The organism is Halorubrum sodomense (assembly GCF_900111935.1).
Lineage (GTDB): Archaea > Halobacteriota > Halobacteria > Halobacteriales > Haloferacaceae > Halorubrum > Halorubrum sodomense.
Map to the genome: position 1 here is coordinate 1 of NZ_FOYN01000005.1, position 19,772 is coordinate 19,772.

Here is a 19,772-nt window from a genome sequence, read left to right on the forward strand (position 1 = left end):
GGCGCTGCTGCGCGTTTCCGCGCAGCAGCACCCGCAGTCCGGACACGCTGCGCTCGACAGCACGTTCTTCGACCGGCGACGTGCCTCCTCGTACTTTCGCCAGCGGGCAGGACGGACGATACAGACGCTGAAAGTGACGACATTGACTGATGTGGAATCACTAGCTGTTCTCGACGTTCACATCACAGCGCGGTGGAAGCATGACACGAAGACGGGACCGCAGGTCGTCCGCCGAAACGCGGACGACCTGCAGTCCGTCGCCGCCGACAACGGCTTCCAAGACTGGCACACCGAGTACGAAATCGCCGCACACGACATCGATTACCTCGTTCATTATCGCGGCTCGTCAGCGAACGCAGCCGCGAAAAACGCTCTGAACCGGGCAAAGGGCTACTCTCAGCGGTGGATGGCCGAAACATCCTACTCGACAACCAAGCGCTCGCTCGGCGATGCCGTGCGAGCGCTTGGCTGGTATCGGCAGTTCCGTGAAATCGTCTTGATGTTCGCCATTACCAACATAGAACCACTGTGTGAGCCGCTGTAACCGTGACTCAGCATCTATTCAACACAGCACTGTATCTACCTCTGCTATATCGGAAACATCAAACCCATCAACTTTGCGTATCGTTCTGTCGTCATTGAGATATTCGTAGAGTTGGAAGGTATGGCCGTTCGTCAGAATTCCGTAATCTGCGCTCCCTACACCAACTAAATATCCCTCTAATTGGTCTCGATCGGCGAGTTCAAGCTCGTGAGACGGTCGTTTCGTCTCACAAACGATGACAGGGAACGGTGGTTCACTATCATCAAAGCAGAGTAAATCCTTCTGGTCATCTTCGAAATTGACGTGACCCTCTCCTACGGTTCTAGACCACCCAAGGGCGTCCGTGAAGAGATGGTCTACGAGACTATACCGAAAATCAAACTCACTTCCTTCCTGCCGGATTTCTTCGTATACTTTGATGAAGGCTTGGTGGAGGTCTCCAACTGAGGCTGGCATTAATCCACTGTTGATATCCAACTGGTTATAATTTGTTTGACTCCTATGAGGCTAGGGGTGCTTATTATCCGACTTCACGGACACAGAGGCACGGGGTTAGTATTAGACCACATTCAGACGATATCATGTGGTACTAATCATGAATTGCTGCGACGGGTACGGTGGAATTCGAACCAAAATCAGACGCACTCGCTCGCTTCGCTCCTCGCTGTACGGGCACAGTGGGATTCGAACCCACGACCGTCGGATTAGAAGTCCGACGCTCTATCCGGGCTGAGCTATGTGCCCTCATCAACTCCTGATCCCCCGAGTCTAAAAAACGCCCGCGGTTCGCGCCGCCCGCGGGCCAACAGCAGACCTAAGTCCGCGAGCGGAGTATCCGCCGGTAATGAACGTTATCGGAACCGTCGGCCTCCCCGGCAGCGGGAAGGGGGAGGCGGCGAACGTGGCCGAGGCGGCGGACATCCCCGTCGTCGTCATGGGCGACGTGATCCGCGCCGAGTGCCGCCGCCGCGACCTCGACCCCGCCGAGCATCACGGCCGGATCGCGCAGGCGCTCCGCGAGGAGGAGGGCGACGACGCCATCGCCGCCCGGACGCTCCCCCGGATTCGGGAGGCCGCGACCGAGAGCGACCGCGGCGACACCGTCCTCGTGGACGGCCTCCGCTCGACCGTCGAACTCGACCGCTTCCGCGAGGCGTTCGGCGACGACTTCACGCTCGTCGCGATCCGGGCGCCGTTCGAGCTCCGGGCCGAGCGACTGGGCGAGCGCGGCCGCGACGACTCCGACTCCGACCTGGAGGCGCTCCGCGAGCGCGACGAGCGCGAGATCGACCTCGGCCTCGGCGAGACCTTAGAGCGGGCCGACGTCGAGATCGACAACACCGACAGCCTCGCGGCGTTCCGCGAGCGCGTCCGCCAGGTGCTGGGCGTCGACGACGAGGGGGCGGAGCCGGACCGCTCCGACGACGAGGCCGCCGAGACGCCTGCCGCCGACGCCGAGGCGCCCGAGGCCGGAGGTGACGGCGCGTGATATACAGCGTCGACGTCCGGATCGAGACGCCGGTTCACGACACCGAGGTGACCGACCGAGTCACCGACGCGGTGGCGAACGTCTTCCCCGACGCCGAGCCGGTCCACGAGGACGGGCGACTCGTCTCCGAGACCCACAGCCTCGACGCCTTCTCCGACGTGCTCCACGAACAGGAGATACTCGACACCGCCCGGCGCGTCTTCCTGCAGAACCGCACCGACGAGGGGTTCGCCTTCTCGCTGAAGAAGCAGGCGGCGCTCGAGGGCGTCGTCAACTTCGCGGTCGGCGAGCCCGACGAGCTGGGCGAGATCGACGTCGAGGTGCGCGTCCGAGAGCCGGACGTCGAGTCGTTCATCGACTACGTCGCGCCCGAGACGGACGAGGGCCAGCCGGTCGACCCCGTTCGCGAGTACGGCGACCGGTTCGACCCCGAGGACGAGGCGCACTGAGGCGTCGAACGGCGCGCGAACGCGTCCGGTTTTCCGATTCAGTCACCCAACAGCGACGAGCCCGCACCGCCTATCGCGCCGAAGGCGGCCGGGTAGACGGCGCCGGCGAGGAGGACGGCGGTGACGACGTCGGGGGCCACGCTCCCGTCGCCGACCGCGTACCGGAACAGGAACGCGCCGACGAGCGCGAGCGGGAGGTAGCCGGCGGCGACGAGCGCGCCCGAGCGGACGCCGTCGAGCGGGGCGTCCGCGCCGGCGACCCGCCCCGCGACGAGGCCGGCGACGAGCAGCAGGAGCGGCGGGACTACGAGCAGGAACCCCGCGCCCTCGGCCTCCATGAGGATGTTCCGCGAGGACGTGCCCCCGAACAGCGCGGGGAACACGGTCTCGACGAAGTGAGCGTTGTAGAACATCCAGCCGGACACCTGCCACGCCGAGATGGGGTCGCCGCCGAACAGCTCGGCGAGGAAGTTGAGCCCGGACAGCCCCTCCTCGATCCGGCCGCTCTGCGTGACGTAGACGGACAGGTAGCCGAGGAGGTAGGCGGCGGCGCCGGCGACCGCGCCGCCGAGCGCCTCTCGCGCGATGTTCCGATTCGAACCCGTCGTCGCGGTCGTTCCACCTGTCGGTGACGAGGACATGCGCCCGGGATCGTTTCGGACGCGGTAAGTGTTTGTTGGGTCGCAGTCACGCCGGTAATTCAACTGAAACGGCCGGTGAAACCTCCGCAGACGGCGAAAATCCCGCGCCGATCACGCGGTCGCCGCTCGCCACTCGTCCTGCGAGATCGTGTACCGGACCTCGTCGTGGACGCTCCCGTCGGCGAAGGTCAACTGATTCCGGAGCCGCCCCTCGCGCCGGCCGCCGAACCGGTCGACGTACTTCTCGATCGCGCGCCGCGACTGCTCGTTGTCGGGGTGGTGGCTCACCGCGACGACGTCTAAGTCGAGGTCGTCGAACGCGACCTCGACGAGCGCGGCGGCGCGCTCGCCGGAGTAGCCGCGCCCCCAGAACCGCTTCCGGAGCCACGTGCCGAGGACCGCCGTGCGCCGCTCCCAGTCGACCTCGAAGCCGCCGAAACCGGCGATCTCTCCCGCGCCGTCTTCCCCCCCGCGGGGCCGGATCACGTAGCTCGCCGCCTCGCCGTCCTCGAAGCGCTCGCGGCCGCGTTCGAGGAACTCCAGCGTCTCCTGCTTCGTCTCGTGGGGGTCCCACGTGACGTACTCGGTCACCGCCTCGATCCCGGGGTCCGACGAGCAGATCCGGTAGCACGTGTCGAGGTCGACGTTCTCGGGTCCCCGCGCCTCCAGCCGGAGCCGGTCGGTCTCGATCGTCTCGGGGAACACACCGGTGCCGACGGCGGCGGACGGATAAACTCTACCGGCGGTCTGGGATCCGTTTCCACGGTCCGACCGGCGCGTTCAGCCGTCGAGCGCGTCGGCGAGGTCGGCGCCCACGTCCGCGATCGCGTCGCGGGCGCGGTCGACCTCTCGCATCGTCATGAACCCGTGGACCATCGCGGGGTAGTTCTCGTAGCGCGTCGCGACGCCGTCCGCGACCAGCCGCTCCGCGTATGCCGTCCCGCCGTCCCTGAGCGGATCGAAGCCGGCGGTGACGACCGTCGCGGGCGCGACGCCGGAGAGGTCGCCGGCGTTGATCGGGTCGGCGTACGGGTTCCGGCGGTGGATATCGTTCCGGTAGTAGCAGTCGGAGAACCACTCGATGTCCTCGCGCGAGAGGACGACCCCGGCGTGTTCGCGCACCGACTCCTGCTCGGGGTCGACGCCGATTCCCGGGTAGAGAAGCGCCTGGTGGGCGACGTCGGGGCCGTCGCGCTCGGCGGCCATGAGCGCCGCCACGGCGGCGAGGTTGCCGCCGGCGGAGTCGCCCGCGACCGCGACCTCCCCGGTGCCGCGGAGCCGCTCCGTCGACGCCGCCGCCCACTCGACGGCGGCGTACGCGTCCTCGACCGCGGCGGGGAACGGGTGCTCCGGCGCGAGGCGGTACTCGACGGAGAGCACCGCACAGCCGCTCTCGCGCGTCAGGTGCCGGCAGAGCCAGTCGTGCGTCTCGACGCTCCCGAGGACGAACCCGCCGCCGTGGAAGAAGACGACGGTCGGATAGGGCGGGTCGCCGTCCGGGAGGTACAGGCGCGCGTCCAACTCGCCCGCGGGCCCCGGAACCGTCACCGACTCGATCGCCCCGATGCTCGGCGGATTCCGGTTCTGAAGCCGCGACAGGGGACCGGTCAGGAGCCGGAGCAGTTTCAGCTTGTAGCGGCCGTGCGGCAGCGGGATCCGCGACTGGCGGGCGGCTGCGCGCTTCGCCTGCGGATCGATCTGGTCGGCGCTCACGTCGTGGGAGTCGTCGGGCCGCCGACAAGACGGTTGCGGCGGGACGCCGGCGGGCGGCGATCGGTCGCAGCCGCGACGCTCACCGCACCAGCTCGGCCGCTCGCAGTTCTTCCCGGATCGCGTCGCGTTTCACCAGGGCGAAGCCGACGCAGATGATCAGGAAGCCGGCGACCGTCGTGGGGGTGATCCCCTCATCGAGGACGAGCCAGCCGACGACGGCCGCGAACACCGGCGCGACGTAGGAGACGAGGTTGATCTCTATCGGGCCGAGCCGGTCGAGCAGGTCGAAGTAGATGAGGAACCCGATCCCGCTCGCGACGATCGAGAGGTAGCCCAAGGCGAGCAGCGACTCGGCGTTCCAGGCCGCGTCGGCGACCGACTCGCCGAGCGCGAGCGAGATCAGGTGCGTGAGTCCGGCGCCGAGCAGCATCGCCCACGCCTCCATCGTCTCGATGGCGATATCGGCCTCGGAGGCCCGAGAGAGCACGGACCCGAGCGCGAACGACGCCGCCGCGAGCAACACGAGGAGCTTCGAGACGGTGCCGCCGCCGGCGAGGTTCGCGGGGTCCGGGTTCGCGAGGACGACCGCGCCGACGAGTCCGATACCGAGACCGAGCGCGCCGACGGCGGTCAGGCGCTCCGCGGGGAGGAAGGCCCGCGCGAAGACGGTGGTCAAAAGCGGCGAGAGGCTGACGATGACGGCCGCGACCGCGCTGGTCACCGCGGGGTCGGTCTCACCGATGAACAGGAACGAGTGGTAGGCGGCGATGATGAACACGGCCCCGGAAGCGACCTCCAGCCACTGGTCGCGCCCGCGGGGGATCGGGTCGTCGACGGCGTACGCCGCGTACGCGAGCATTACCAGACCGGCCACGTCGTACCGGAACGCCGCGAACAGCACCGGCGGGAAGTACGCCAGCCCCGCCTTGATCGCGACGAACGCGGAGCCCCACGCGGCGGCGAGGACGAGAAACAGCGAGAGGTTTCTGAGACGGCTCACGTCCGCCCTCGTCCGGCGCCGAGCCAAAAGCTTCCGGAAACGGCCGCGGTCGCTGGATCGGCTCGGCGCCGGGCGCGCAGTGCGACGGACGCCCGGGGAGCGTGACAGTCCGGGGAGCGTGACAGCCCGGGCAGCGTGACAGCCCGGGCAGCGTGACGGGCCGTTAGCGGACCTGATACCCGTCGGCGTCGCGGGCGACGACGCCCACGTCGGAGAGCCGACGGAGCGCGCCCTCGACCGTCGACTCCCGTGCGCCGACCTCGTCGGCGACCGCGGCGGGCGTGCCGTCGGTCTCGACCACCGCGGCGATGACGGCCGCGAAAAAGCGGCTGTCTGCCTGCCCGCCGAGTCGATCGTCGATCTCGGCGAGGGTGTCCTCGACGCGACCCTGAACCCACCGCTGGGCGAGCGAGAGCTCGCGGTCGAGGTCCTGGAGGCGCGTGAACTCCTCCGCGAGTTCCGCGAGGCCGCCGGTCGCGCCCGATCCGTCCGGTGCCTCGATCGAGAGGTGGGGACACCGTCCGGACATGTCGAGGCTGTTCTTCGCCGGGTACGCGCTCTTCGCGCCGAAGCCGTACGGCGAGACGCTGACCTCCAGCCGGAGGCTGCGCGCGATCCGGAAGTACTTCCGCCGCTGGTCGTCCGTCGTCGACTCGACGAGACCGGCCTCCTCCAGCTTCCGCAGGTGGTCGATCACCGCCTTCGGGCTCACGTCGAGGTACTCCGAGATCTCCGTGACGTAGCACGGCTTGGTAGCGAGAAGCCGGAGGATGCGTCGCCGGTTCTCGTTGCCGAGGAGATCGAGCAGTACCGCGGAGTCCATTAACGTGTGGTTAGCGTTCAGCGGATAAAAGGTTGGCTTCCGGCGACGACGGTCGGCCGAGCGAGTGGGGCCGCCGGGAGAGCGGCGAGACGGCACCCACCGAAGGGTAGTTACCCCCCGGGCGGCACGCTGGGGTATGGAGACGGCACTCGTGATCCTCGACGGCTGGGGGCTCGGCGACCACGACCGGCGGGACGCCGTGAAGGCGGCCGACACGCCGACGTTCGACGCGGCGACGGAGCGCGGCGCCGACGGGCGCCTCGTCGTCCACGGGCGGCGCGTGGGGCTCCCCGAGGGACAGATGGGCAACTCCGAGGTCGGCCACCTCAACATCGGCGCGGGACGGGTGGTGAAGCAGGCGTACACGCGGATCACGGACGCGCTCGCGGAGGGGTCGCTCTCGGACAACGACGCTATCGCAGACGCGCTCGACCACGCGAGATCGACCGGCGGCCGGGTCCACTTCACCGGCCTCGTCTCCGACGGCGGCGTCCACTCGGACGTGGAACACCTGCTCGCGCTGATCGACGCCGCGGCCGACGCTGGCGTGCCCGCGACGAGCCACGCGTTCACCGACGGGCGGGACACGGCCCCCGAGATCGCCGACGAGTTCCTCGCGGACGTGACCGCCAAAGCCGACGAGCGCGGGACGGGCCACGTCGCGACCGTTACCGGGCGGTACCACGCGATGGACCGCGACGAGAACTGGGAGCGCACGCGGAAGGCGTACGACGCGATCGTCGCCCGCGAGGCCCCGCACGAGGCCGAGAGCGCGGTCGCGGCCGCCCGCGAGGCGCACGCCCGCGGCGAGACCGACGAGTTCGTCGAACCGACGCTCGTCGCCGGCGAGCCCGCCCTCGACGACGGGGACGCGGTGATATTCTTCAACTTCCGCGCGGACCGCGCCCGGCAGCTGGTCCGGATGCTCACCGACACCCGGCCCGAGTGGGGCTTCGACCTCGACCAGCCCGAGATCCGCCTGACGACGATGACCGAGTACGACGAGACGTTCGAGTTCCCGGTCGCGTTCCCGCCGGAGATCCCCGCGAACACGATCGGCGAGGTCGTCGCGGACGCAGACGGTACCCAGCTCCGGATCGCGGAGTCGGAGAAGTACCCCCACGTCACCTACTTCCTCAACGGCGGCCGCGAGGTCGAGTTCCCCGGCGAGATCCGCACCATCGTCGAGAGCCCGGACGTCCCCACCTACGACCTCCAGCCCGAGATGTCCGCGTCCGAGGTGACCGACGAGGCCGTCGAGACGATCGCCTCGGACGACCCCGACCTGCTCGTGTTGAACTACGCGAACCCCGACATGGTGGGCCACACCGGCGACTTCGACGCCGCCGTCGAGGCCGTCGAGGCCGTCGACGGACAGCTCGACCGGCTGCTCGACGCGATCGCCGACGCCGGCGCCCACGCCGTCGTCACCGCCGACCACGGCAACGCCGACGACATGGGCACCCCCGACGACCCCCACACCGCTCACACGTACAACCCGGTGCCGTTCGTCTACCTGACGCCCGACGGCGACGACGGCGGGCACGCGGTCCGCGAGGGGGGCTCGCTGTGCGACATCGCTCCGACCCTGCTCGACCTGATGGAGCGCGACCGGCCCGCGGAGATGACGGGCGAGAGCTTGCTCACGGAGTGACCCGGCGGCGCCCGCGACCGCAGCCGAATAAACGATAAACTCGGGATAGATTCCCGCCCGTTCCACGGCGTTTTAATACGCGGTCCCGTCTGTGATCGTTCATGACAGACGAGACCACGCCGGTGATCGCGGCCGCCTACCGAACGCCGCAGGGGAAAGACGGCGGCGTCTACGCGGACGTTCGCAGCGAGGACCTCTCGACGACGCTCATCGACCACGCGCTCGACGAGACGGGGCTGTCGAGCGACGACGTCGACGACCTGATGTGGGGCGTCGCGCAGCAGCGCACCGAGCAGGACAACAACGTCGCGCGCGTTATCGCCCTCCTGTCGGAGCTGGGCGAGTCGGTGCCCGCCACCACGATCAACCGCTGGTGCGCCTCCTCGATGCAGGCGGTCATCTCGGCGTCGGACGCGATCGCCGCGGGGAACCGCGACTGTATCATCGCGGGCGGCGTCGAGAACATGAGCCGCGTCCCGATGGACGGCGACTCCTACCAGCACCTCCACCCCGAGCTCTCGGAGACGTACAACGTCTTCCAGCTGCAGATGGGGATGACCGCCGAGAAGGTGGCCGAGGAGTACGACGTGAGCCGCGAGGCGCAAGACGAGTACGCCGCCCGGAGCCACCGGCGCGCGGCCGAGGCGACCGAGTCGGGCCGGTTCGACGACGAGATCGTCCCCGTCGAGACCGACGACGGCCTGGTCGAGGAAGACGAGGGGATCCGCCCGGACACGACCGCCGAGAAGCTCGCCGGCCTCTCGCCCGCGTTCACCGGCGACGGCACTGTCACCGCCGGGAACTCCTCGCAGATCTCCGACGGCGCGTCGCTGACGGTCGTGACGAGCAAGGCGTTCGCCGACGAACACGGGCTCGACGTGCTCGCGGAGGTCGGCACGAACGCGGTCGCCGGCGTCGACCCCACGGTGATGGGGATCGGCCCGGTGCCCGCCACCCGCGGCCTCCTCGACCGCGCCGGCACCGAGATCGACGACTACGACCTCGTCGAGCTGAACGAGGCGTTCGCCTCCCAGTGCGAGTACGCGCGGCGCGAACTCGGCGTCGACGAGGAGATCTACAACGTCAACGGCGGCGCCATCGCGCTCGGTCACCCGCTCGGCGCCTCCGGCGCGCGCCTCCCCGTCACGCTCCTCCACGAGATGCAGAAGCGCGACGCCGAGCGCGGCCTCGCGACGCTCTGCGTCGGCTTCGGCCAGGGCGCCGCGATCGAGTTCCTGCGATAGACAGCCGCGAGACGGATTTTCGCCGCGGCGCGCCTGCGAGCGGCCGCCCCCGGCGGCCGCGAGCCAGCCCGCGAGGGAGTCAGTCGCCGGAGCGAAGCGACGGCGACTGACGAGGCTGGGGAGGCGTGAGGTGCGTGGCTGTGCGGGGCGGGGCGGGACTCGAAGGGGCGGCCGGGAGGCGGGCGCAGGCGACGCAAGGACCGCAAGGAACGAGCGGAGCGAGTGACTGAGGACCGCAGCGAGCGTGCGCCCGCCTCCCGGCCGGGGCTTCGGCGGTGTTCGTGTCCATCGCGTTGCCGTCGTCGATCGCTTACTCGTCGCCGTGCGTGAAGCCGCGGTCGGGGAGCGGGTCGCCGTCGGCGACGACGCGCGACGACTCCTCCTCGGGCGCTTCGGTTACCGTCCCGATCTGGGTCAAGCCGGCCGGACACGCCGCTTCGACCTCATCAACCTCGTCTTCCGGCACCGCACAGACCAACTCGAAGTCCTCGCCGAAGTGCGCCGCGAGCTCGAACCGCTCCGCCGACCCCTCCGCGACCTCCTCGACTGCGGGATGGGCCGGAACCGCGTCCCGCTCCAGCTCGATCCCGACCGCGCTCGCCTCGGCGAGCTGGTGACACGACCGCGCCAGCCCGTCCGAGGAGTCCATCATTGCGGTCGCCGTCCCCGCCAGCGCCAGCCCGTCGGCCACGCGCGGCGTGAACCGGAACAGCTCGTTGGCGCGCTCGACCGCCTCGTCGTCGCCGCGCTCGAACAGCCGCAGCGCCGCCGCCGACCGCCCCCACTCGCCGGTCACGCAGAGCGCGTCGCCCGGCCGCGCCCCGTCGCGGGTGACGCTCCCGGCCTCAGTCACGTCCCCGACGGCGGTGGTCGCGGTCGTGAACTCCACGTGTTCGTCGAGGTCGCCGCCGACGTACTCGGCGCCGACCGCCTCGCAGACGTCGACCGCGCCCGCGACGAACGCGTCGAGCTCGTCCGGGTCGAACGCCTCGTCGGCGTAGACGGCGACCGCCGCGCGCGCCGTCGCACCCATGGCGGCCACGTCCGACAGCGAGGCGCCGACCGCGCGCCAGCCGGCGGTGTACCGCGTCGTCCCGGGCGGGAAGTCGGTCCGCTCGTGGAGCATGTCCGTCGTGATGACCGTCCCGTCGACGACGGCGGCGTCGTCGCCCGCGTGCGGGAGGTCGGCCGCGATGGCCCGGAGCGCGTCGCGTTCGTTCACTACCCCACGCTCCGCGCGGCGAGGCCAATAAGCGATCGGTCCGGGCGGGCGAGGCCGGGTCGCCTCGGAGTTAGCGGGGTCACCTCGGAGTTGCGCCCGGGTCGCGTCCTCCGATTCGTCCGTTCCGTGTCGCGTGTTGTCATGGAACATTTAAACGGGTAAAACAACATAACGAATATTATCATTATCAATCATTATGTTTATTACTACCCGCCGAATCGTCCCAGTCGCAATGGCAGTATCCGTACACGGACACGCAGCGACCCGACGCACGGACTCGATCACCAGACGACCGCCGCAACCGCCCACACGACCCGATGACGACACCTAACGACACGAGCGAAGACACGACCCGACGCACCGACAGCACGACCGACCGACGCACGGAGTCGGACACGACGACTTCTCCCGAACGGATCCCCGGCCGCATCCCGCCCACCGAGGAGGCGGGCGCGCCGCTGGTTCCGCCGATCGCCACCCGCCGAGCCGCGGGGACGCGGTCGCCCGGCTCGTCACCGCGGACCGAGACCCGCTCCCGAACGCGCCCGCCGACGGACGGCGAGCGCGACGCGCCGCTCGTCCCCGACATGCGTCCCGCCTCGCGGACGCGGACGGACGGGGGGTCGCGATGAGTTCGTTCCGCCGCGCCGTCCCGCTGGCGCCGGCCGGCGACGGCCCGCGACCGGACGCCACGGCGTTCGCGCCGACGAGGCGCACCACCGCGTCGAACCGGACCGCGCCGGAACAGACTGCGCCGAACCGGACCGCGCCCAACCAGACCGCAGACGACGCCGCCACGCAGTAACCCGATGAATCCCAACGAACTCGACGACGACGTCTTCGACAGAGACATCGACAACCCGGCCGGCCGGCGGCTCCGCGAGCTGTTCGACGAGCAGGAGTACACGTTCGCGCCGGGGATCTACCACGCGCTCGACGCCCGCCTCGCGGAGATGGCCGGCCTCGACGCGGCCTACATGAGCGGCTACTCGACCGTCCTCGGCCAGTTCGGCTTCCCCGACCTGGAGATGGTGACGATGAGCGAGATGGTCGAGAACGCGAAGCGCATGGTCGAGGCGACGAACCTCCCCGTCATCGCGGACTGCGACACCGGCTACGGCGGCGTCCACAACGTCCGCCGCGCGGTCCGCGAGTACGAGAAGGCCGGCGTCGCCGCCGTCCACATCGAGGACCAGACCTCGCCGAAGCGCTGCGGCCACATCGCGGGCAAACAGATCGTCTCCCGCGAGCAGGCGCGGTCGCGCTTCGAGGCCGCGGTCGACGCCAAGCAGAGCGAGGACACGGTGATCATCGCCCGCACCGACGCGTACGGCTCCGCCAACGGCGACTGGGAGGAGCACCTCGAACGCGGCCGGATCTACGCCGACGCCGGGGTCGACCTCGTCTGGCCGGAGATGCCCGACCCGTCTCGCGAGGACGCGGTCGAGTACGCCGAGACGATCCACGAGACGCACCCCGACCTCGACTTAGCCTTCAACTACTCCTCCTCGTTCGAGTGGGGCGCCCAGGAGGACCCGCTCACCTTCGAGGAGCTGGGCGACCTGGGCTACCAGTACATCTTCATCACGCTGTACGGGCTCCACTCGGGCGCGCACGCCGTCTACGAGGACCTCTCGAACATCGCCGAGAACGACGAACAGGCGCAGTTCGACCTCGAGGAGCGGTACATCGGCCACGAGACCGAGAGCCACCACGAGCTCTCCTTCGTCCCGCGCTACCAGGAGGTCGAGGCAGAGTTCGACCCCGAGGCGCGCAAGCGGCAGGAGGAGTCGGCCGGCTTCACCGAGGAGGAGAACGACCCGATCACGGCCTCGGAGGGCGACGACTGATGGGCGGACCGGACGACGTCACGCTCCGACGGAGCCAGCTCGCGACGCCGGGATCCGACCCGGAGATGATCGAACGAGCGCCCGACTCCGGGGCCGACGAGGCGTTCCTCGACCTGGAGGACTCCGTCGCGCCCGCGGCGAAGGTCGACGCCCGCGAGAACGTCATCGAGGGGCTGATCGAGTACGACTGGTCCGACACCCGGCCGTGCTACCGGATGAACGGCGTCGACACCCGGTGGTTCTACGACGACGTGATCGAGGTCGTCGGGCGCGCCGGCGAGCACCTCGACACGATCATGGTGCCGATGGCGAACAATCCGGAGACGGTCGCGACCGTCGACAACCTCCTGACGCAGGTCGAGGCGAACAACGACCTCCCGATCGGAGGCATCGGCCTCCAGGCGCAGATCGAGTCGCCCGAGGCGATGACGAAGGTCGCCGACATCGCCCGCGCGAGCGACCGCCTGGAGTCGCTCGTGTTCGGTCCCGGCGACTACACCGCGAACGTCGGCGCCGCGGGGCTCACCATCGGCTCCGGCGGCGGCTACCCCGGCCACTACTGGCACTACCAGCTCGCGCGCATCGCGCACGCGGCGAAGGCGCAGGGGCTACAGGTGATCGACGGCCCGTACGCCGAGATCGAGGACGCGGCGGGGTTCCGCGACTCCTGTCGGTGGGCGAGCCAGCTGGGCTGTGACGGCAAGTGGGCGATCCACCCGAGCCAGATCGAGCCCGCCAACGAGACGTTCGCGCCCTCGCCCGAGGAGGCCGAGAAGGCCCGTCGGATCGTCGACGCCTACGCGGAGGCGAAAGAGCAGGGCAAGGGCGCCGTCTCGGTCGACGGCGAGATGGTCGACGAGGCGACAGACAAGATGGCCCGCGGCATCGTCGCGCGCGCCGAGCAGGCGGGGATCCTGTAAGGTCACCTCGCGCCGCCCCGCGCTCGATTCCCTGTGGGCATCTCCTTTTATTTCGTGCCCGGTTCTACTCCGAGATCGCGCCGCGTTCACGGAGTTCGTCGATGTCGTCGTCGCCGTAGCCGTACTCGCGGAGGACCGACTCCGTGTGTTCGCCGAGCGCGGGCGGGTGACGGCGGACCGTCGTCGGCGTCCGCGAGAGGTGCATCGGGGAGCCGGGGAACCGTACCGTGCCGGCGGTCGGGTGCTCGGCCGCTTCGAGCATCCCGCGCGCCTCGATCTGGGGGTCGGCGAACACCTCGCTCACGTCGCGGACGCGGCTCGCGGGGACGTCATGGTCCGCCAGCCGCTCGACCGCCTCGTCGGTCGTCATCGCGGCGAAGGTCTCCTCGAGCTCGCGGTCCAGCTCCTCCCGGTTCCGGACGCGCCCCTCGTTCTCCTCGAACCGTTCGTCCGCGAGCAGGTCCGGACGGTCGAGCGCCTCGCACAGCGGGGGCCAGAACCGGTCGGACGAGCAGGCGACGACGACGTAGTCGTCCGCCGTCTCGAACGCGCGGTAGGGGACGATGTTCGGGTGCTTGCTCCCCATCCGCCCCGGCGGCTCGCCGCTGGCGAAGTAGTTCGTCGCCATGTAGCTGGTCCAGGCGGCCTGGCCGTCGAGCAGGCTCACGTCGACCTTCTGGCCGCGGCCGTCGCCGAGCTCGCGTTCGAGCAGCGCCGCGAGGATCGCCTGCGTCGCGTACATCCCGGCGCCGATGTCGGCGAGCGCGACGCCGATCCGGACCGGCGGGCCGCCTTCGACCCCCGTGAACGACATGAACCCGCCCCGGGCCTGCATCGTGATGTCGTAGGCCGGCTCGTCGCGGTCGGGTCCCCACTCGCCGTAGCCGGAGATGGCGCAGTAAACGAGCCCCGGGTTCTCGTCCGCGAGGTCGCCGTAGCCGAGGCCCCACTCCTCCGTCTTGCCGACCCGGAAGTTCTCGACGAGCACGTCGGCCTCGCGGGCGAGGTCGCGGGCGACCGCGCGGCCCGCCTCGGTCGTCAGGTCCAGCTGGATCGAGCGCTTGTTGCGGTTGACGCTCACGTAGTAGGCGCTCTCCGCGCCGTCGTCGCTCTCCGCGCCCTCGTCGTCGCTCCCGCCGCCCTCGCCGCCGTCACCCCTGCTGAACGCCGGCGGGACCCACGTCCGGGTCTGGTCGCCCGGACCGGGCCGTTCGACCTTGATCACCGCCGCGCCGAGGTCGCCCAGCTGCATCGTACAGAACGGCCCGACGAGCACCCGAGAGAGGTCCAGCACCGTGAGCCCGTCCAGCGGCCCCACGTCGCCCTCGGGATCGCGCGCTTCACCGACCACGCGAGATCGCCTCCGCGGACCGTCGCCGTGTCCGGTTCATGCGATCCGGCTCAGCCGCCGGGCTACTGAGTGTTGCGGCGCCGTGGCCGCCGAGAGAGAAGGAGCGTCGGCTCAGGCCGAGAGGGTGTCGATACCGTTGATTTCGACGTAGCCGTAGCCGCAGTCGGGGCAGCGCCACTTCGTCTTCTCGCCGAGGTGGAGGGTCATCGCCGCGGTCCGGTAGAACGAGCGGGTCTCGCCGCACGCGGGACAGTCCACGTCCTTTTCGAGCGCCATGTGCCCCGGTCGGTCCGGGGCGGTGTTGAACCTACTGATTCGGGTACGGGAAACTCACCACACCGGTGCGAGCAGCAGCGCGACCGTCGCGGAGATGAAGGCGAGCTTCAGCGCGGTGTTGACGACGATCACCTTCGTGCCGAACGACGCGCCCCAGATCCCGTACTGGAAGGGGATCGAGCGCCGGAACGTCGAGACGGCGAACGAGAGGATGCTCCCGATGAGCAGCGACGCGACCGCGGTGCGGGCGGTGAAGGTGCCGGCTTCGGTCCCGGCCAGCGTCGCCGCGCCCGCGGTCGTGTCGAGCGTGAACACCGCGATGACGGGTACCGCTTCGCCGGGGAGCCCGAGCACGCTCGTGATCGGCTCCGCGACGTCCGTCAGCGCCGCCACGTCGTAGGTCGTGACGAGCCAGATGACGAGCGTGTACACGACCGCGAGCCGCGGGACGATCCGGCGGAGCGTCCCCCACGACTTCTCGGCTGCGTCGCGGACGCGCTCCCGGTCGGTGCGGTCGTCGTCTTCGGGCCCGGTCGCGTCGACGTCGTCGAGCGCGGACCGGTCGACGTTCGACTCGGAGAGGAGCAGTCCGCCGGCGACGACGCCCGTGACCGTGATCAGCAGCGCGATGCCGGCGCGCGCGCCGACGTAGACGGCGCCGGTGGTGACCCCGAGGATCGGGATCAACACCGGGACGTAGTAGGTGAACACGTGCTGGACGAAGCCGAAGAACGTGTTCATCACCACCGCGACGAGCGTCGCGCGGTCGTCGAGCAGCCCGGCCTCGCGGTACTCCGCGAGCGTCGCGTAGCCCGCGGTCGTCGACGCCGCGGTCGTGAGGATCGCCGTGCCGACCTCGTCCGGGAGGTTCGCCGGCCGCGTGAGCCATCCCGCGACTCCGGCGACGTACCGGACCAATCCGAACGCGACGGCGACGTTGGCGACGAAGACGCCGCCCGCGATGAACGCCGTGATCCGAGCCAGCCGGGGGACCACGTCCGCGAGCAGCGCCGCGAGGTCGGCGGCGACCGATTGCACGAACCGACGTACGCGAGGGGCGCTCAAATGGCCGTCGGAACGCGCGCCCGTTCCAGGCGCCCGGGGCTTATGTCGCCCCGCGGAGAACGCCCGCTCGATGGCTCCCGCCGAGGACGACATCTCGATAGACGAAAAGCGCGTGTACGCGGGCAGCGCCGGCCGCACCGACGCCTACGTCGCGACGGGGGCCGGAGTCGTCCGCGTCTCGCTGTCGGCCGACAAGGTCGGCGCGTTCGACATGGTCGCCCGCGACCCCGCCCGCGACGTCGCGGTCCTCTCGCGCGGCGACGGGGCCGCCGACCTCGTCGCCGCGGCCACGCCCGACGGACTCGCCGTCGCCGCGGTCGGGGACGACCCGGAGTTCGCGCTCGTCGACGACTGTCCGGCGGTCGCGGTGGGCGCGACGGGGACGCGTGACGGGTCGCTCCTCGTCGCCCGCGAAGACGGCGCGGTCGGGCGCGTCGAGTTACAGGGGGGCGAGGAGGGCGGCCCGTCGGCAGCGCCGTCGACGACGCGCCTCGGATCCGTCGCGGAGCCCCGCGCGGTCGACGGCGCGCTCGTCGCGGGCGCGGAGGGGGTGTACCGGGTGGGCGAGGACGGACTCACGGACGTCGGCCTCGACGACGCGCGCGACGCGGCCGGGTCCGGGACGCCCCTCGCGGCGACCGGTGCGGGGCTCTACTGGCTCGGCAACGGCTGGATGACGGCTCGCGAGGGCGCCGCGGACGCGGTCGCGGCCGACGGCGACGGTCACGCGATGGCGGTCGTCGACGGCGATCTGTTGGTTCACTCGGGTGCGGGCGAGTGGGACGACGAGACGTGGGCGGTCGCGGACCTGCCCGTGGACGAGACGGTCGTCGCGCTCGGGTACGGCCCCGGCGTGTCCGTGGTGGTTACGGGGGTCGGGACGCTCTGCGTGGATGCGGGAGACGGCTGGCGCCACCAGGTGGTCGGCGTCCGCGAGGTGGCAGGCGTGGCGCTCGCGGACGTGGAAGAAGACGAGTGAGACGCGGGATCGCTCGGCGTCTCTCCGTTGCTGCCGGCGCGGCGAACACCGCCGAAGCCCCGGCCGCGAGGCGGGCGCACGCTCGCTGCGGTCCTCGGTCGCTCGCACTGCTCGCTCCCTGCGGTCCTTACGTCGCCTGCGCCCGCCTCGCGGCCGCCCCTTCGAGTCCCACCCCGCACCGCTCCGCACAGCTCCTCACGCCTCCCCACCCTCGTCGCTCGCTTCGCTCGCGACTCCCTCGCGCGTGCTGACTCGCGGCCTCCGCTTCGCTCCGGCCGCTCGCCGGCACGCGCCACCGCCTCGTTCATTTGTAAATAAAAAGGTCGATATCCGCTCTAGCCGTTCCTACGCGCTCGGTAGGTCGACCGGCTCGCCGTCGGCGTAGACGGTCGGGTTCCGGACGATGCCGTCGAGGTGGAGCGGCGCGTCGGTCTCGCCGCCGATCCCGGCGTTGTCGCCGATCGCGATGTGAACGGTGCCGCCGGCCTTCTCGTCTAAGAGGACCGAGCCGACCAGTTCCTCGACGCCGCCGTTGGTGCCGATGCCGAGCTCCGCGAGGTTGTAGGCGGCGTCGCCGACCGCCTCGGCGGCGGCCTCCACGTCGGCGCGGATCTCCTCGTCGCCGATCTCGGTCACGAACCCGTCCTCGACCTCGAACGCGAGCGTCTGCCCCTCGTCGAGCAGGCCGTGAGGCATCATCGTCCCGTCGACGACGAACGTCCCGGTCGCGGTCTCGGGCGCGACGAACACCTCGCCCGCGGGGAGGTTCGAGAAGTCGCCCGGCTCCCGGACCATCCCCGTGTCGGCGAGCCACTCGCGGTCGCCGATCCCGAACGTGATGTCGGTGCCGGCGGGCGCGGTGACCCGGACCTCCTCCGCCTCCCCGACCTGCGCGAGCACGCCGTCGCAGGCGGCGTCGATGGCGGCGTAGTCGGCGTCGAGCCCGGTCGTGAACACGTCCTCGGTGATCCCCGGGAGGGTCGCGCCGCGCGCGCCGGCGTCGCAGGCGGCGCCGCGAGCGCGGGTGTGACTCAGGCTCTTCGTCGTCGGCGCGAGGAAGACGTCGGCCTCTCGCATCGCGGCCGCGACCGGCTCCGGGGGTTCCGTCCCGTGCTGGTCCGCCGGCGGATATCGCAGGACCGTCGCGTCGTCGGTGACGTCACTCGCGGCCGCGTAGAGCGCCTCGCCGATCGGCTCGCGCTCGTCGTCGGTAACCACGACGACCGACTCGTCGGGCGCGACGTTCAGACACTGTTCGACCGCGGTCGACGCGGCGTCGGAGAGGTCGGTTGCCATACCCGCGTCTCCGTCCGGCCGGGCGTTAGGCCTTGCCATCGACGACTTCACTCTATTCCGTAACCGAATTATTTACGTCCGGTGCCGATCGCCGTCGAATTAACCGACCGCTTACTCGTGGGGTAGTTAATTTCATTTTGCTGTTCTCGAAAACATTATGTCGGTCCCCGAGCGACGGACAGGCATGATACGCGTGGGCGTCAACGGGTACGGCACGATCGGGAAGCGGGTCGCGGACGCCGTCGCGGCTCAGCCCGACATGGAGCTCGCCGGCGTGACGAAGGCGTCGCCCGACTACGGGGTCGAGGCCGCTGCTCGCCGCGACTACGCCCTGTACGCGGCCGTCGAGGACCGCGCCGACGAGTTCGCGGCCGCCGGCGTCGACCTGGCCGGAACCCTCGGCGACCTGCTCGACGCCGTCGATGTCGTCGTCGACTGCGCGCCCTCCGGCGTCGGGGAGCGCAACGCGCCCGTCTACGAGGCCCACGACACCCCGGCGATCTTTCAGGGCGGCGAGGACGTCGCCGTCGCAGACGCCTCGTTCAACGCCCGCGGCCGGTTCGAGGCGGCGCGGGGCGCCGACTCCGTCCGGGTCGTCTCCTGTAACACCACCGCGCTCTCGCGGCTGCTCGCGCCCCTCGACGAGACGTACGGCGTCGAGAAGGCGCGCGTCACCCTCGTGCGCCGCGGCGGCGACCCGAGCGAGACCGACCGCGGTCCGATAAACGACATCGTCCCCGACCCGGCGACGGTCCCCTCTCACCACGGCCCGGACGTGAACGAGATACTTCCCGACCTCGCGGTCGACACCGCGGCGCTGCGGGCGCCGGTCACGGCGATGCACACACACAGCGTCAACGTCACCCTCGAGACCGACCCCGACTCGCAGGCCGTCCGCGACCTGCTCGCCGGCGAGAGCCGCATCTTCCTCGTCCCCGAGGCGGCCGACGTCGACGGCGCCGGCGCCCTGAAGGAGTACGCGGCCGACGCGGGCCGCCCCCGCGGTGACCTCTGGGAGAACTGCGTCTGGGAGGAGTCGATAAGCGTCGCGGGACGGGACCTCTACCTCTTCCAGAACGTCCACCAGGAGGCGGACGTCGTCCCGGAGAACGTCGACGCGATCCGCGCGATGGCGACCGACGTCGACGCGGCCGAGTCGATCGCGCGCACGAACGAGACGCTCGGCGTGGGCCTCGACAGCCGACTCGGGGGCGGCGACGCGGCGCACACGGAGCTGACGGCCGACGACTGACGGC

General features: G+C 70.3%; 22 protein-coding genes and 1 tRNA gene. 11 read left to right on the top strand and 12 right to left on the bottom strand.

Translation table 11 applies throughout. The features are described 5' to 3' along the window. A partial coding sequence (locus tag BM286_RS14140) for an IS5-like element ISHla3 family transposase (RefSeq protein WP_092923882.1) occupies positions 1–544 on the top strand: 544 nt, incomplete at its 5' end. Between the two features lie 18 nt (positions 545–562). Here the strand turns inward: BM286_RS14140 and BM286_RS14145 are convergent. After that, a complete protein-coding gene (locus tag BM286_RS14145) occupies positions 563–1,000 on the bottom strand; it encodes a type I restriction enzyme HsdR N-terminal domain-containing protein (protein ID WP_092923885.1) in 438 nt (145 codons plus the stop codon). A 213-nt stretch (positions 1,001–1,213) separates the two neighbouring features. Further along, positions 1,214–1,288: transfer RNA gene (locus tag BM286_RS14150), tRNA-Arg, on the bottom strand. A 100-nt stretch (positions 1,289–1,388) separates the two neighbouring features. Between BM286_RS14150 and BM286_RS14155 the strand changes: the two genes are divergently transcribed. Both BM286_RS14155 and BM286_RS14160 read left to right on the top strand, forming a co-directional pair. Continuing rightward, positions 1,389–2,033 (top strand): AAA family ATPase, encoded by a 645-nt coding sequence (locus BM286_RS14155; RefSeq protein WP_092923888.1) that lies wholly within the window; start codon positions 1,389–1,391, stop codon positions 2,031–2,033. Beyond that, positions 2,030–2,482: an RNA-binding domain-containing protein gene (locus BM286_RS14160; protein ID WP_092923891.1), complete on the top strand. Its 453-nt coding sequence runs from the start codon at positions 2,030–2,032 to the stop codon at positions 2,480–2,482. The genes BM286_RS14155 and BM286_RS14160 overlap by 4 nt, the downstream gene beginning before the upstream one ends. Before the next feature lie 38 nt (positions 2,483–2,520). Here BM286_RS14160 and BM286_RS14165 read toward each other — a convergent pair whose 3' ends face one another. The 5 genes from BM286_RS14165 to BM286_RS14185 all read right to left on the bottom strand — a co-directional run bounded on the left by BM286_RS14165 (position 2,521) and on the right by BM286_RS14185 (position 6,659). Continuing rightward, positions 2,521–3,123, bottom strand: coding sequence for a transporter (locus BM286_RS14165; RefSeq protein ID WP_092923894.1), 603 nt, complete (start codon positions 3,121–3,123; stop codon positions 2,521–2,523). Between the two features lie 111 nt (positions 3,124–3,234). Beyond that, a complete protein-coding gene (locus tag BM286_RS14170) occupies positions 3,235–3,828 on the bottom strand; it encodes a GNAT family N-acetyltransferase (RefSeq protein WP_092923897.1) in 594 nt (197 codons plus the stop codon). A gap of 75 nt (positions 3,829–3,903) precedes the next feature. After that, the gene (locus BM286_RS14175) at positions 3,904–4,836 is read right to left on the bottom strand and encodes an alpha/beta hydrolase (RefSeq protein WP_092923900.1); all 933 of its coding nucleotides are present in this window, start codon (positions 4,834–4,836) and stop codon (positions 3,904–3,906) included. Positions 4,837–4,915: 79 nt separating this feature from the next. Further along, positions 4,916–5,836 carry a DMT family transporter gene (locus BM286_RS14180; protein WP_092923903.1) on the bottom strand — a complete coding sequence of 307 codons (921 nt, stop codon included), beginning with the start codon at positions 5,834–5,836 and terminating at the stop codon, positions 4,916–4,918. Between the two features lie 163 nt (positions 5,837–5,999). Beyond that, a complete protein-coding gene (locus BM286_RS14185) occupies positions 6,000–6,659 on the bottom strand; it encodes an ArsR/SmtB family transcription factor (RefSeq protein ID WP_092923906.1) in 660 nt (219 codons plus the stop codon). A 136-nt stretch (positions 6,660–6,795) separates the two neighbouring features. Here BM286_RS14185 and gpmI point away from each other — a divergent pair, with 136 nt between their 5' ends. Together gpmI and BM286_RS14195 are read left to right on the top strand one after the other, a co-directional pair. Further along, positions 6,796–8,313: a 2,3-bisphosphoglycerate-independent phosphoglycerate mutase gene (gene gpmI / locus BM286_RS14190; protein ID WP_092923909.1), complete on the top strand. Its 1,518-nt coding sequence runs from the start codon at positions 6,796–6,798 to the stop codon at positions 8,311–8,313. A 101-nt stretch (positions 8,314–8,414) separates the two neighbouring features. Continuing rightward, on the top strand, positions 8,415–9,557 hold the full coding sequence (locus BM286_RS14195) for a thiolase family protein (RefSeq protein WP_092923912.1): 1,143 nt from the start codon (positions 8,415–8,417) through the stop codon (positions 9,555–9,557). Positions 9,558–9,867: 310 nt separating this feature from the next. Here the strand turns inward: BM286_RS14195 and thiL are convergent, their stop codons facing one another. Then, positions 9,868–10,779 (bottom strand): thiamine-phosphate kinase, encoded by a 912-nt coding sequence (gene thiL / locus BM286_RS14200; protein WP_092923915.1) that lies wholly within the window; start codon positions 10,777–10,779, stop codon positions 9,868–9,870. 317 nt (positions 10,780–11,096) lie between these two features. On the opposite strand from thiL, the gene BM286_RS14205 reads away from it, so the two are divergent. Genes BM286_RS14205 through BM286_RS14215 form a run of 4 tightly spaced genes read left to right on the top strand, consistent with a single transcriptional unit; the run spans position 11,097 to position 13,549 of the window. Then, positions 11,097–11,411, top strand: coding sequence for a hypothetical protein (locus BM286_RS14205; protein WP_092923919.1), 315 nt, complete (start codon positions 11,097–11,099; stop codon positions 11,409–11,411). After that, positions 11,408–11,584, top strand: a complete 177-nt coding sequence (locus BM286_RS15700; protein ID WP_158293698.1) for a hypothetical protein — start codon at positions 11,408–11,410, stop codon at positions 11,582–11,584. The genes BM286_RS14205 and BM286_RS15700 overlap by 4 nt, the downstream gene beginning before the upstream one ends. 4 nt (positions 11,585–11,588) lie before the next feature. Then, entirely contained in the window at positions 11,589–12,629 is a 1,041-nt protein-coding gene (aceA, locus tag BM286_RS14210; RefSeq protein ID WP_092923922.1) for an isocitrate lyase, read from the top strand. Continuing rightward, positions 12,629–13,549, top strand: a complete 921-nt coding sequence (locus BM286_RS14215) for an HpcH/HpaI aldolase/citrate lyase family protein (protein WP_092923925.1) — start codon at positions 12,629–12,631, stop codon at positions 13,547–13,549. The genes aceA and BM286_RS14215 overlap by 1 nt, the downstream gene beginning before the upstream one ends. A gap of 64 nt (positions 13,550–13,613) precedes the next feature. Here BM286_RS14215 and BM286_RS14220 read toward each other — a convergent pair whose 3' ends face one another. The 3 genes from BM286_RS14220 to BM286_RS14225 form a co-directional block, all read right to left on the bottom strand. Beyond that, positions 13,614–14,900, bottom strand: a complete 1,287-nt coding sequence (locus BM286_RS14220) for a CaiB/BaiF CoA transferase family protein (RefSeq protein WP_092923929.1) — start codon at positions 14,898–14,900, stop codon at positions 13,614–13,616. A gap of 111 nt (positions 14,901–15,011) precedes the next feature. After that, positions 15,012–15,176 carry a DUF7838 family putative zinc beta-ribbon protein gene (locus tag BM286_RS15705; RefSeq protein ID WP_167603425.1) on the bottom strand — a complete coding sequence of 55 codons (165 nt, stop codon included), beginning with the start codon at positions 15,174–15,176 and terminating at the stop codon, positions 15,012–15,014. A gap of 54 nt (positions 15,177–15,230) precedes the next feature. Next, positions 15,231–16,214 (bottom strand): nucleoside recognition protein, encoded by a 984-nt coding sequence (locus BM286_RS14225; protein ID WP_092923932.1) that lies wholly within the window; start codon positions 16,212–16,214, stop codon positions 15,231–15,233. A 97-nt stretch (positions 16,215–16,311) separates the two neighbouring features. Here BM286_RS14225 and BM286_RS14230 point away from each other — a divergent pair, with 97 nt between their 5' ends. Then, complete coding sequence (locus BM286_RS14230; RefSeq protein WP_092923935.1) at positions 16,312–17,220, top strand: HVO_0234 family beta-propeller protein; 909 nt, start codon at positions 16,312–16,314, stop codon at positions 17,218–17,220. Between the two features lie 345 nt (positions 17,221–17,565). On the opposite strand, the gene BM286_RS14235 is transcribed toward BM286_RS14230, so the two are convergent. Further along, the gene (locus tag BM286_RS14235) at positions 17,566–18,516 is read right to left on the bottom strand and encodes an aminopeptidase (protein WP_092923938.1); all 951 of its coding nucleotides are present in this window, start codon (positions 18,514–18,516) and stop codon (positions 17,566–17,568) included. A gap of 184 nt (positions 18,517–18,700) precedes the next feature. Between BM286_RS14235 and BM286_RS14240 the strand changes: the two genes are divergently transcribed. Then, a complete protein-coding gene (locus BM286_RS14240; RefSeq protein ID WP_092923941.1) occupies positions 18,701–19,768 on the top strand; it encodes a type II glyceraldehyde-3-phosphate dehydrogenase in 1,068 nt (355 codons plus the stop codon). Positions 19,769–19,772: the final 4 nt, after the last annotated feature.